Consider the following 12,669-nt stretch of genomic DNA (forward strand, 5'->3'; position numbering starts at 1 on the left):
GCCACGCGTCGAAGATCAGCAGGCCGGCCTCGTCGGCCAGGGACTTGGTGCCGAGCAGCCCCGCGAGCGCCGCGAGCAGGATCAGGAACGGGAACAGCGAGGTCAGGATCGACAGCGCGATGTGGCTCGCGATCGCCCAGCCGTCATGGGAGACGAAGCGCTGCGCGGCGATGCCCGCGACCTCGAGGGCGGTGCGGAGGGGTTTCATGCCGCCCTCCCCGCTCCCCGCACGCGGGGAGGGGGCTTTGCCGACCACGTCGTCGGCAAAGCGCGGCGGCAGCCGATGGTGAGGGGGCGTCGACGGAGGAGGCTCTTTCGGGGCCGCCCCCTCACCGCCGCTCCGGCTTCGCCTGCGCTTCCCGCACGGACGACGAGGTCCGTGCGGGCCTCTCCCCGCGTGCGGGGCGAGGGGATGCGCGGTGATCGCCGAGATCCTTCCGTCAAAGCGTGTGTCACGTGCGGCGATGCTACCCGATGGAGGATGCGTTTTTTGGGATACGTGATCGCGTTCCCGTCCCCGTCAACGCGTCGAGGGCCGGGGGGCGGCGTTCGGTGCCGGGGTGAAGCCTTCGGGCAACGGCGGGGCGCCCCCTGTCCCGGGGCGGGGGCGCCCCGGCTTTTTCGGTTGTCAGCGCGGACGGCGCGTGCTGCCTGCGCGGCACCATGCCCGCCCTCCTCGCAAACGTCCTGATCCCGAGCCTGTTCGTCCTGATCTGGGCGACCGGCTTCATCGCGGCCCGGTTCGTGGCCCCCCATGCCCAGCCTCTGCCCTTCGTGGCGTTGCGGGTGATCGGCGTGGCCCTGGTGCTCGGCGCGATCGCCCTCGCGCTTCGCGCCCGCTGGCCGCGGACCCGCGCGGGATGGCGCGACGCGATGGTCGCGGGCGTGCTGATGCAGGGCTGCTACATCGTCGGCGTGTTCTGGGCGATCCATCGCGGCCTGCCCGCGGGAATCGCGGCCCTCGTCGGCAGCCTGCAGCCGCTGGCGACGGCGATGCTGGCCGGGCCGGTGCTCGGCGAGGCGGTGAGCCTGCGCCGCTGGTGCGGAATCGGGCTCGGCTTCCTCGGGGCCGGGCTCGTGCTCGCCCCGAAGATCGGCGCCGCCGACCCGGCCGGCATCCCGCCGGTCGCGCTCGCCGCCTGCGCCGGCGCGGTCGCCGCGATCACCCTGGGCACGCTCTGGCAGAAGCGCACCGGCGCCGACGCCGACCTGCTGGCCACCGCGACCCTGCAGTTCGTCGGCGCCTGCGGCGTCGCGGTGCCGCTGGCGCTGCTGTCGGGCGACGGCCTCGCCGTGCCGCCGCTGCTGCCGGTCTGGCTCGGGATGGCGTGGTCGGTGCTGGTCAGCTCCGTCGCCGGGATCCTGCTGCTGCTCGTGCTGATCCGGCGCGGCGCGGTGGCCGGCGTCTCGGCGCTGCTGTTCCTGGTGCCGCCGGTCTCGGCGACCATGGCCTACCTGATGTTCGGCGAGGCGCTGACCGGGCTTCAGGTCGCCGGCATGGCGGTGGCCGCGATCGGCGTCGCGGTGGCGAACTGGGGCTAGGCGAGAGGGCGCGGCGACGGCACCCGCCACGGCGCGCCGGTTTCGCCAACCGGTTGCGGCGTTGAGGAAAATTGCACGCGACTGGATAGAAAATTCAAGACGAATTGCGGCTCCGAGCCTCAAGAATTTGCTACGTCCCGGTGGATCGGGCCTATATTGCTCGCAACCGGAAACGTTCAGACGAAAGTGCCAGCCATGTCCGCTTCGCCCGCCTTCCAGCCCGAGCCGCAGGATCTCGTCGCCCTCACGCAGGCCGCCGGCGAATCCGCGAAACGTCTCGTCGCCGAGGCGACCCGCCGGGTCCGCACCCGCGTGCTGGGCACGGACGGCAAGGTCGACGCCGCCAAGCTGGAGGCCGAGCAGCACGCCGCCCACGGCCTCGCCTGGATCGCCACCTACGGCGAGGCGGTGCGCGAGCTCGGCACCTACGCCGCCAACCTGCGCGCGGCCGGCCGCCTCGGCGAGACCGAGACGCTGCTCGTGAAGATCGGCGCGGGCGAGTACCTCGAGCAGATGGTCTCGGGCATCCCGATGAGCCAGGGCGAAATGGTGCGCCCGGTCGGCTCGCTCGGGCTCACCGCCCGCGAGGTGCAGCAGTTCCGCACCGACGCGGTCGAGGCGCTGATCGCTGACGGCAACACCCCGGAGAACCGCGCCGCCCTGGTCCAGAAGATCCGGGACGGCGTGGCGTCGGCCACCGTCGGCGATTCCGGCCTCGACGAGGACATGGAGGCGATCCGCTCCGAGATGCGCCGCTTCGGCAAGGCCGAGGTGGTGTCCCAGGCGCACGAGTGGCACCTGAAGAACGACTACATCCCGATGGAGATCGTCACCAAGATGGCCGAGCTCGGCGTCTTCGGCCTGACGATCCCGGAGGAGTACGGCGGCATGGGCCTGCCGAAGATCTCGATGTGCGTCGTCTCCGAGGAGCTGTCGCGCGCCTATATCGGCGTCGGCTCCCTCGGCACCCGCTCGGAGATCGCCGCCGAGCTGATCCTGTGCGGCGGCACCGAGGAGCAGAAGCAGCGCTTCCTGCCCAAGATCGCCTCGGGCGACATCCTGCCGACCGCCGTGTTCACCGAGCCGAACACCGGCTCGGACCTCGCCTCGCTGCGCACCAAGGCGGTGAAGGACGGCGAGACCTGGAAGATCTCCGGCAACAAGACCTGGATTACCCATCCCGTCCGCGCCGACATCATGACGGTGCTGGTCCGCACCAAGCCCGAGGAGAAGGGCCACCGCGGCCTCTCGATGCTGATCGCCGAGAAGCCCCGCGGCACCGACGCGGAGCCGTTCCCGGTCGAGGGCCTCACCGGCGGCGAGATCCACGTGCTCGGCTACCGCGGCATGAAGGAGTACGAGCTCGCCTTCGAGAACTTCGAGGTGCCGGGCAACAACCTCCTCGGCGAGGTCGAGGGCAAGGGCTTCGCCCAGCTGATGCAGACCTTCGAGTCCGCCCGCATCCAGACCGCGGCCCGCGCCATCGGCGTCGCCCAGTCGGCCCTCGACCTCGGCCTGCGCTATGCCGAGGAGCGGATGCAGTTCGGAAAAGCCCTGATCAGCTTCCCGCGGGTCGCCGACAAGCTCGCGATGATGGCGGTGGAGATCAACATCGCCCGCCAGCTCACCTACTTCTCGGCCCGCGAGAAGGACGAGGGCAAGCGCTGCGACCTCGAGGCCGGCATGGCGAAGCTCCTCGGCGCCCGCGTCGCCTGGGCGGCGGCCGACAACGCCCTGCAGATCCACGGCGGCAACGGCTTCGCGCTCGAGTACGCCGTCAGCCGCGTGCTCTGCGACGCCCGCATCCTCTCGATCTTCGAGGGCGCGGCCGAGATCCAGGCCCAGGTCATCGCCCGCCGCCTGCTCGAGGCGGCGTGAGACGACGCCCGGGCCGGGAGACGGCCCGGGCACCGCTCGGATCTTCCCGCCCCTCCCAAGTCGGGGCCGCCCGACCCGGGGGCACGCGGAATCGGGCACGCAAGCGATGCGGATTCTGGGCAAGCCCGTGATCCGTCGAGGGGAGGGACGCGTGGACGCGTCCGCTCCGAAACGGCCCCGGCCGGACAGCTGCCACGCCCGCAATCCGGATCAGGGGTGCAGCCTCGGCTTACCGCGGCGCCGGCTCCGGCGGGCGCCGCACATCCTCACCGGTGCCGGGGGCGGCCACGGCCTTCGTCTTCCGGTCCCCGCGGTTTCGCGGCGGACGGAACCGGTCGTCGCCCGGCGACGGACGGCGCGCGAGGCTCACGGCGCGGCGATCGCGGCGACCTGCGGCGCCTCCGTCAGGAGCAGCCCCCGCACCTCGGCCGCCGCCTCGCGGGCCGGGCGGTCCAGCGCCTGCCGCAGCGCCGCGATCCGGGCCGCGCAGCGCGCCGGCGGGCGCCGGGCGTGCCGGCGCGGGCGGGCATCGTCGCCCGCGGCGGCTCCCTCGGCCGGCGCCGCATTCTGCCGTCGCGCCTGCACGATCAGCGCCGGCAGGCTCGGCACCGGGTGCGGCGTGTCGCAGGGCCTCGTCGATCGCGACCACGTCGCCGCCGGCGATGGCTTCGCACGCATCACCGTCGCCCGCCCCCACCGCCCGCGACGCCGCGAGCGCCGCATGCCCGAGCGCCCGGATGGTCGCGTCGTCGGCCCGGCGGAACAGGACCTTGAGGTGGTCGTTCGCCCGGGCACGCAACCCGTCGAAGGCGTCCGCTTCCGAGCGCCCGCTCCGGTAGCCGTCGCGGTACCAGGCGGCGATGCGGTCGAGGGCGGCGGGGTCGGCCTGCGCGAGGATCGGCAAGTTGCGCAGCACCTGCGCGCGGGCCGCCTCCGGGCCGTCGTCGTCGTCGAGGGTCGAGTCGGGGAAGCGGTCGGGCTCCACCACCTCGGTGACGGCGCCGGCTCGGATCAGGCGCTCGGCATCCGGCATCCAGATGTCGTCGGAGGCGACCGCCAGCGCCTCCGACGTGAAGTCCGCGGCGAGGCCGGCGTCGCGGTAGGCCGCCCGCTCGGGGCTGGCGTCGACCGCGAAGGTCTGCCCGAACAGGCCGGCCTCGTAGGGGGCGTGGAAGCCGAGCCGCCCGGCCGTGCCGAGGTAGCGCGCGCGGCCGCGGACGAAGGCCAGGGTGCAGGCCGAGGCGCATTCGTCGGGGACGTAGGTGTCGAGCCCGTGCTCGGCGATCAGCGCGCCCAGCGCCAGGCCCTCCTCGACCAGGCCGCCGCCGCTGGTGAGGTGGATGCGGCGGGCCTGCGGGTTCGCGGCCAGAAGGGCCTCGACCCGCAGCGCGACGCCGTCCATCAGGTCGCCGGCCACCCGCACGTCCGCCCCGCCCGGCCCGAGGGCGACCCGCGCCGCCGCGTCCGCCGGGGCGAAACGCTGCGCCAGATCGGTCGAGGCGCCGACGAAGGCCATCCGCAGGGAGGTCCGCGTGTCGGCCGAGCCCGCGCCGACGAGGCAACCGAGGCCGAGGGCGGAGGCGGCGCAGGCGAACGCGAACCGGGATGGGATGCGGCGACGGCTGTGGATCGGCATGCCGAAACCTCTCGCCTGCGGCGTCGCGCAGGTCGTCCGATGGCTGGACTTCGGGGTGGGACTGGACTTCGGGGTGGGATCAGGGTCGGGCCGACCGCGTCGGCCGGGTCGCCCGCGAGGGCGCTTCGCCGCTCAGGGCGTCTCGCTCGCGAGGTAGGCGACCATCATCTCGGCCACGGCGCGGCCGGCATAGGCCGGCGGGCTCTCGCCCCGGCGCACCGGGAAGGCGTCGACGATCCTGCGGCCGGCCAGGATGCCGCGCACCTCGTCGGGCATCAGGCCGTCGTCGATGGCGGTGGCGAAGGCGGCCCGGCCGTAATGCCGGCGGTGCGCCCGCGCGGCCAGGGCGAAGGTGCGGGATCCGAATGTCCGTCCCGCGCCGGATGCGTCAAATGCCGTGTCGTGATGGCCCATCGCCGTCGTCCTTCCGTGCCGTGTTGCGATCCTTCCCCGTGCCGTCGGTGCGACGACACGACGGGATCGGACGGGCCTCGGGTCGGGACTTGCGCATGGCGACGATCATGTCGGCCTCCGGGCGGCGTGCTGCCGCCTCTTGGGTTCGATGCTGATGATCCTAGCCAATGCGGCCGGGGATGTGCTTCCAAAGATCGCCGCCCCTGCAGGTCGGTCCTGATGCGGACGGATCGAACCGCAGAAGGATCGCGATCGCCGGCCGGTCGGGCCCGCGGCGTCGGCGCCGTGGATTTGCGCGGCCGCCCCACTGGCGTTCCGGACGCGCGCACGCCAGAATCGCCGCCATGCACGACGGCACCCGCGTGGAGATCACGCCCGAGATCCTTCTCAAGGCCTACGCCGCCGGCATCTTCCCGATGGCCGAGGACGCCGACGACCCGACGCTGTACTGGGTCGAGCCCCGCGCCCGCGGGGTGCTGCCGCTCGACGGGTTCCGCGTGTCGAAGCGGCTCGCGCGCACGGTGCGCTCGGACGTGTTCGAGGTCCGCAGCGACACCGACTTCGACGGCGTGATCGGCGGCTGCGCCGCCCCGCGCCGCGAGAGCGAGCGCACCTGGATCAACGGCCGCATCCGCGAGCTCTACGGCGCGCTGTTCGACCGCGGCCACGCCCACACGATCGAGGTCTACGCCGGCGAGCCGCGCCGGCTCGTCGGCGGCCTCTACGGGGTCTCGATGGGGGCGGCCTTCTTCGGCGAGAGCATGTTCCACGAGGTGCGCGACGCCTCGAAGGTCGCCCTCGTCCACCTGATGGGACGGCTCCGCGCCGGCGGATACCGCCTCGCCGACACCCAGTTCGTCACCGAGCACCTCGCCCAGTTCGGCGCCGAGGAGCTGCCGCGCCACGTCTACAAGCGCCGGCTCGCCGAGGCGCTGGGCCACGCCGCCGACTGGAACGCCTGGCCGACGGACGGCAGCGTCCGAGGGGCGCAGGCCCTGGCCGCCCTCGGGCCGGGCTCCGCGGAGGCGTGAGGCTCCCCTTCCCTCCCCCGCTTCAGGGGGGAGGGAAAGGGGGATGCGGTCAGCGGAAGATCGCGTCGAAGATCGATTGCGGCTGCGGGGGCTGCGGCGGGGCCGGGGCCGGGCCCTCGTTCGACGGGAAGAACTTGCGCGAGGGCTTCTGGCGCGGCTGGACCGGGACGCCGCGCGGCGCCTCGACGTCGACCTGGCCGGCGGAGTTGACCTGCTGCACGGTCTTGGCGGCGTCCTTCGTGCCGCGCTTGCGCTCGGGCTTGGCGGCCATCGCCGGCACGTCCTCCTGCTCGCGCGCCTCGGCGATGATGTCGCTGCCGCCCTTACAATCCACCAGCCACACGTCGTAGATCGGGTGCTCGATCGCGTGCAGGCCGGGGCTCGAGGCGAACATCCAGCCGGTGAAGATCCGGCGGTACTTGTTCTCCAGCGTCACCTCGTCGACCTCGAGGAAGGCCGTGGTCTTGGCGCTCTCGGTCGGCGGCCGGGTGTAGCAGACCCGCGGGGTGAGCTGCAGCGCGCCGAACTGCACGGTCTCGTCCACCGCCACCTCGAATGAGACGATGCGGCCGGTGATCTTGTCGAGGCCGGAGAACACCGCGGTCGGGTTCTTGATCTTGTCGGCGGAGGCCGGGCCTGCGCAGAGCGCGAGGGCGGCGAGGCCGAACGCGGCCCGTGCGGTGATGCGGCTCAAGGCACGCCCCTCTCGGCAAGTGAACGACGCGGCGCGCGGCCGGCGGATCGACGCGTTCAATACGGAAACGGTGGTGGAAAAAGGGCGCGGCCTCCATGGTCGCGACGCGGGCGGACAGGGCCTGCAGGTCTCGTTTCCGGCCCCTCCCCGTCATCCCGGGGCGCCGGAGGCGAGCCCGGGATCCAGCGCCGCGGGTCTGGCTCCAGTCTGCGCCTCGCGGCGGCCCTGGATTCCGGGCTCTGCTGCGCAGCCCCGGAATGACGGAGACGGGGTCGTCAAAGCAGATCCGGCCTCGGAGGCCTATCCAACCGGAGGAGAGACGTGCCGGCCGGACTGGTGGGGGGCTATTCGCCCGGCGTCCACGGCACGTAGTCGCCGGTGGCGGCGGGGCGGGCGCCCCAGGAGAGCTGCGAGCCCTTCGGGCGGTAGGCGTCGGCCGTGCCGGTCATGTTCTCGACGTGGGGCTTCTGCCACTCGCGCGGGGTGTAGGCCTCCTCGCTCGGCGGCAGCTCGACGTTGTGGCAGAGCCAGCCGCGCCAGCCGGGCGGGACCTTCGAGGCGTCGGCGTAGCCGTTGTAGACCACCCAGCGCCGCTCCGAGCCGACTGAGCGGTCGATCAGCGCCCCTTGCGCGCGGTAGTACTTGTTGCCGTGGTCGTCGCTGCCGACGAAGTTGCCGCTGCGCGCGGTGTAGAGCGCGAGCGACATCGTCTGCCCGTTCCACCACGTGAAGATGCGCAGAAGCGTGTCCTTGAGCGCCATCGCCGTCTCCGAAGCCTGCTCGCACGCGCGGCCGGGGATCGCGATCCGGGCTGCGCATGCAGAGCGCGGTTATGAGCAGCGGGTGCCCGCAAGTCCAGAACCAAGTCCGAAACCCGAGTCCGGGCGCCGGTGACGCCGCCGGGCGGCCATGCCGGCGCGGCGGCGCGGCGGGCGCGTTTTCGGGCGGCCCGACGACGCTGTGGACGCAAAAATTTTCCGCGCGAAATCCAGGAGGCGGAAACAGCACTTACGGCCGGCGCCGACTTATCCACAATTTTACCGCCAAGACCACAACATCTAGCGTGGAACCGGGAGGCCGAACACCACTTGTTGACGTGAAGGCCGGCCCGGCGTTAATGTCCGGGTCATGGTTCGGGAGCGCCGATCCGTTCGATCCGTGCGCGTCCAGCCACCTTCTTACCAACGTCGGCCGATCCGGGCAGCGTCGCTTCAGGCGCCCGGATTCGGCTCTTCGGATCTCCGGATTCAACCCCGGGGCGCCTCTGCGCCTCGTCGGGAGAGGTGCGTCTCATGCGGTTCGAGCGTCGTTACACCACGTCCGGTTCCTCGCCTTATGCGGCGATCCCGTTCCGCAAGGCACTGTCCGAGATCCGCAACCCGGACGGCTCGACCGTCTTCCGCCTCGACGGGATCTCGGTGCCCGAGAGCTGGAGCCAGGTCGCGAGCGACGTGCTGGCGCAGAAGTACTTCCGCAAGGCCGGCGTGCCGGCGCGCCTGAAAAGGGTCGAGGAGAACGACGTCCCGTCCTTCCTGTGGCGCTCGGTGCCGGACGAGGCGGCGCTCGGCGAGCTGCCCGAGGCCGAGCGCACCGGCTCCGAGACGTCGGCGACGCAGGTGTTCGACCGCCTGGCCGGCTGCTGGACCTACTGGGGCTGGAAGGGCGGCTACTTCACCTCTGAGGAGGACGCCTCCGCGTTCCTCGACGAGCTGCGCTTCATGCTCGCCAAGCAGATGGTCGCGCCGAACTCGCCGCAATGGTTCAACACCGGCCTGCATTGGGCCTACGGCATCGACGGCCCGGCCCAGGGCCATTACTACGTCGACTACCGCAGCGGCGAGCTGACCAAGTCCGCCTCGTCCTACGAGCACCCGCAGCCGCATGCCTGCTTCATCCAGGGCGTGCAGGACGACCTCGTCAACGAGGGCGGCATCATGGACCTGTGGGTCCGCGAGGCGCGCCTGTTCAAGTACGGCTCCGGCACCGGCTCGAATTTTTCGATGCTTCGTGGAGAAAACGAAAAACTCGGCGGCGGCGGCAAGTCGTCTGGCCTGATGTCCTTCCTCAAGATCGGCGACCGGGCGGCCGGCGCGATCAAGTCCGGCGGCACCACCCGGCGCGCGGCCAAGATGGTCATCGTCGACATCGACCACCCGGACATCGAGCAGTACATCGACTGGAAGGTGAAGGAGGAGCAGAAGGTCGCCGCGCTGGTGACCGGCTCCAAGATCGTCTCCAAGCACCTCGCCGCGGTGATGAAGGCCTGCACCCAGTGCGAGGCGGAAGGCGACGCCTGCTTCGACCCCGAGCGCAACCCGGCCCTGAAGAAGGCCGTGAAGGCCGCCCGCAAGGACGCCGTGCCGGATTCCTACACCAAGCGGGTGATCCAGTTCGCCCGCCAAGGCTTCACCAAGATCGACTTCCCGGTCTACGACACCGACTGGGACTCGGAGGCCTACCTCACGGTGGCCGGCCAGAACTCCAACAACTCGGTCTCGCTGACCGACGACTTCCTGCGCGCGGTCGAGACCGACGCGTCCTGGGAGCTGAAGGCCCGTACCACCGGCAAGACGACCAAGACCCTGCCGGCGCGCGAGCTGTGGGAGAAGATCGGCGAGGCGGCCTGGGCCTCGGCCGATCCGGGCCTGCACTTCAACACCACGATGAACGACTGGCACACCTGCCCGACCGGCGGGCGGATCCGGGCCTCGAACCCGTGCTCCGAGTACATGTTCCTCGACGACACCGCCTGCAACCTGGCCTCGGCCAACCTGCTGACGATGTACGACCGCCAGACCAAGCAGTTCGACGTCGAGGCCTTCGAGCACCTCAACCGCCTCTGGACGGTGGTGCTCGAGATCTCGGTGACGATGGCGCAGTTCCCGTCGAAGGAGATCGCCGAGCTCTCCTACAGATACCGCACGCTCGGCCTCGGCTACGCCAACATTGGCGGCCTGCTGATGACGATGGGCCTGCCCTACGACTCGGATAAGGGCCGGGCGCTGGCCGGCGCGCTGACCGCGATCATGACCGGCGTGTCCTACGCCACCTCGGCCGAGATGGCCGCGGAGCTCGGGGCCTTTCCGGCCTACGAGGACAACGCGGACGCCATGCTCAAGGTGATCCGCAACCACCGCCGCGCGGCGCACGGCGAGGCGGAGGGCTACGAGTTCCTCTCGATCGCCCCGGTGCCGCTCGACCACGCCAACATCCCGCAGGGCAATCTCGGCGACCACGCCCGCGCCGCCTGGGACAGGGCGCTGCGGCTCGGCGAGGAGCACGGCTATCGCAACGCGCAGGCGACGGTGCTGGCGCCGACCGGCACGATCGGCCTCGTCATGGATTGCGACACCACCGGCATCGAGCCTGATTTTGCGCTCGTCAAATTCAAAAAGCTCGCCGGCGGCGGCTACTTCAAGATCATCAACCAGGCCGCGCCGGATGCGCTGCGCGCGCTCGGCTACCGCGAATCCGAGATCGCCGAGATCGAGGCCTACGCGGTCGGCCACGGCTCGATGGGCCAGGCGCCGGCGATCAACCCGGGCTCCCTGCGGGCCAAGGGCTTCACCGACGACAAGATCGCCGCGATCGAGGCGGGCCTGAAGTCGGCCTTCGACATCAAGTTCGTGTTCAACCGCTGGACGCTGGGCGACGCCTTCCTCACCGACACCCTGAAGGTGCCGGCGGACAGGCTCTCCGACCCGACCTTCGAGCTGCTGCCGTTCCTCGGCTTCTCGCGGAAGGACGTCGAGGCCGCCAACACCCACATCTGCGGGGCGATGACGCTCGAGGGCGCGCCGGGGCTGAAGCAGGAGCACTACGCGGTGTTCGATTGCGCCAACCCGTGCGGGCGGATCGGCAAGCGCTACCTCTCGGTCGACAGCCACATCCGCATGATGGCGGCGGCGCAGCCCTTCATCTCGGGGGCGATCTCCAAGACCATCAACATGCCCAACGACGCCACGGTCGAGGATTGCAAGGCGGCCTACACCCTGTCCTGGCGCCTGGCGCTCAAGGCCAACGCGCTCTACCGCGACGGCTCCAAGCTGTCGCAGCCGCTGAACTCGGCCCTGATCCAGGACGAGGACGACGAGGAGGACATGGTCGAGGCGCTGGTGCAGGCGCCGGCCGCCGCCAAGGCGACGCAGCTCGCCGAACGAATCGTCGAGCGGGTGATCGAGCGGGTCGAGCGCATCCGCTCGCGCGAGAAGCTGCCGCACCGGCGCAAGGGCTACACCCAGAAGGCCGTCGTCGGCGGCCACAAGGTCTACCTGCGCACCGGCGAGTACGACGACGGCCGCATCGGCGAGATCTTCATCGACATGCACAAGGAGGGCGCCGCCTTCCGAAGCCTGATGAACAACTTCGCCATCGCGATCTCGCTCGGGCTCCAGTACGGCGTGCCGCTCGAGGAATACGTCGAGGCCTTCACCTTCACCCGCTTCGAGCCGGCGGGCTTCGTGCAGGGCAACGACGCGATCAAGAACGCGACCTCGATCCTCGACTACGTCTTCCGCGAGCTGGCGATCTCGTACCTCGCCCGCATGGACCTCGCCCATGTCGACCCCTCCGAGATCGGCTCGACCGTGCTCGGCGGCGGCGAGGGCGACACCACCCGCGAGGCGGGCAAGCCGCAGCAGACGGCCGCCAGCGTCGTCTCCCGCGGTCTGCTGCGCGGCTCGGCCGACCGGCTGACCCTGATCCAGGGCGGCCCGTCCGGCGCGACCGTCGGCGTCGGCGCCGGCAACGCGGGCCAGTCGGCCCCGGCCGGCGGCGTGGTCCACGCCATGCGCGGCGCCACCGCGCTGAAGGCGGAGCCGGACTTCGCCGGCCACGCGGAGACGTCGATCGAGGCCCTGCCCTTCGCCAAGCCGGAGCGCAGCGTCGCCGACCGGCGCGCCGAGGCCAAGATGAAGGGCTACGTCGGCGAGGCCTGCCCGGAATGCGCGAACTTCACGCTGGTCCGCAACGGAACCTGCCTGAAGTGCGACACCTGCGGCAGCACGACCGGCTGCTCGTAGGCGCGGCGGTCGGCGCTTGTAGCGAACGGGTGAGTTTGGTTGTGCAAAGGGGAAGTTTGGTTGCTCCGAACAGGGTAGTTTGGTTGTAACCCGGTTTTTCCGAGCTACAGCGACGGCAATGTGGATCCTGGCGGCCGACTTTCGGCCGCCAGGATCACTGGGTGAACAAAAGGGGCACGGAAGCCCGTCCATCGTGAGAGGCCACAAGACAATCTTTTGGAGCGGTCGAAGCCTCGATCCGGCGATGTCCAGGGTGTCGCCGACGCTTCCCCATGGCATCTCCTGGAGGGAGACCCGAACCGATGGCCAATACTGATCGGCCCCCGCGAGGTGGTCCAAGGGTGAAGTTAGTGCACGGTGGGCCGCTCCGCCACGAGTAGCTTGGCCGGCGGAGCTGGTCGGGCGAGCGCAGCCGGCCAAGCGGAGAAGGCTGGCACGAACACCTCCGGTGCC

8 protein-coding genes and 1 pseudogene are annotated in these 12,669 nt (G+C 71.1%); 4 read left to right on the forward strand and 5 right to left on the reverse strand.

The genetic code is table 11. From position 1 onward, the window contains the following. Positions 1-208: pseudogene (locus MKK60_RS14660) on the reverse strand (hypothetical protein); the annotation flags it as partial. Between the two features lie 455 nt (positions 209-663). Here MKK60_RS14660 and MKK60_RS14665 point away from each other — a divergent pair. After that, on the forward strand, positions 664-1,542 hold the full coding sequence (locus tag MKK60_RS14665) for a DMT family transporter (RefSeq protein ID WP_243986795.1): 879 nt from the start codon (positions 664-666) through the stop codon (positions 1,540-1,542). 195 nt (positions 1,543-1,737) lie between these two features. Further along, positions 1,738-3,420: an acyl-CoA dehydrogenase family protein gene (locus tag MKK60_RS14670; RefSeq protein WP_147844524.1), complete on the forward strand. Its 1,683-nt coding sequence runs from the start codon at positions 1,738-1,740 to the stop codon at positions 3,418-3,420. A 229-nt stretch (positions 3,421-3,649) separates the two neighbouring features. Here MKK60_RS14670 and MKK60_RS14675 read toward each other — a convergent pair whose 3' ends face one another. Continuing rightward, the gene (locus tag MKK60_RS14675; RefSeq protein ID WP_243986797.1) at positions 3,650-5,056 is read right to left on the reverse strand and encodes a hypothetical protein; all 1,407 of its coding nucleotides are present in this window, start codon (positions 5,054-5,056) and stop codon (positions 3,650-3,652) included. A gap of 132 nt (positions 5,057-5,188) precedes the next feature. Then, on the reverse strand, positions 5,189-5,470 hold the full coding sequence (locus tag MKK60_RS14680) for a hypothetical protein (protein WP_147729864.1): 282 nt from the start codon (positions 5,468-5,470) through the stop codon (positions 5,189-5,191). Positions 5,471-5,814: 344 nt separating this feature from the next. Between MKK60_RS14680 and aat the strand changes: the two genes are divergently transcribed. Next, on the forward strand, positions 5,815-6,501 hold the full coding sequence (aat, locus tag MKK60_RS14685; RefSeq protein ID WP_147729863.1) for a leucyl/phenylalanyl-tRNA--protein transferase: 687 nt from the start codon (positions 5,815-5,817) through the stop codon (positions 6,499-6,501). Positions 6,502-6,550: 49 nt separating this feature from the next. On the opposite strand, the gene MKK60_RS14690 is transcribed toward aat, so the two are convergent. Both MKK60_RS14690 and MKK60_RS14695 read right to left on the reverse strand, forming a co-directional pair. Further along, entirely contained in the window at positions 6,551-7,195 is a 645-nt protein-coding gene (locus tag MKK60_RS14690) for a DUF2155 domain-containing protein (protein WP_147729817.1), read from the reverse strand. A gap of 344 nt (positions 7,196-7,539) precedes the next feature. Further along, a complete protein-coding gene (locus MKK60_RS14695; RefSeq protein ID WP_147844523.1) occupies positions 7,540-7,956 on the reverse strand; it encodes an NADH:ubiquinone oxidoreductase subunit NDUFA12 in 417 nt (138 codons plus the stop codon). Between the two features lie 531 nt (positions 7,957-8,487). On the opposite strand from MKK60_RS14695, the gene MKK60_RS14700 reads away from it, so the two are divergent. Beyond that, entirely contained in the window at positions 8,488-12,216 is a 3,729-nt protein-coding gene (locus tag MKK60_RS14700; protein WP_243937156.1) for a vitamin B12-dependent ribonucleotide reductase, read from the forward strand. Positions 12,217-12,669 lie beyond the last annotated feature (453 nt).

The sequence above is a fragment of the Methylobacterium sp. J-092 genome, assembly GCF_022829325.1.
GTDB lineage: Bacteria > Pseudomonadota > Alphaproteobacteria > Rhizobiales > Beijerinckiaceae > Methylobacterium.

Bases quoted from the DNA above. Each gene is read 5' to 3' on its own strand.
- MKK60_RS14665 (WP_243986795.1), top strand. From the start codon at position 664: ATGCCCGCCCTCCTCGCAAACGTCCTGATCCCGAGCCTGTTCGTCCTG.
- MKK60_RS14670 (WP_147844524.1), top strand. From the start codon at position 1,738: ATGTCCGCTTCGCCCGCCTTCCAGCCCGAGCCGCAGGATCTCGTCGCC.
- MKK60_RS14675 (WP_243986797.1), bottom strand. From the start codon at position 5,056: ATGCCGATCCACAGCCGTCGCCGCATCCCATCCCGGTTCGCGTTCGCC.
- MKK60_RS14680 (WP_147729864.1), bottom strand. From the start codon at position 5,470: ATGGGCCATCACGACACGGCATTTGACGCATCCGGCGCGGGACGGACA.
- aat (WP_147729863.1), top strand. From the start codon at position 5,815: ATGCACGACGGCACCCGCGTGGAGATCACGCCCGAGATCCTTCTCAAG.
- MKK60_RS14695 (WP_147844523.1), bottom strand. From the start codon at position 7,956: ATGGCGCTCAAGGACACGCTTCTGCGCATCTTCACGTGGTGGAACGGG.
- MKK60_RS14700 (WP_243937156.1), top strand. From the start codon at position 8,488: ATGCGGTTCGAGCGTCGTTACACCACGTCCGGTTCCTCGCCTTATGCG.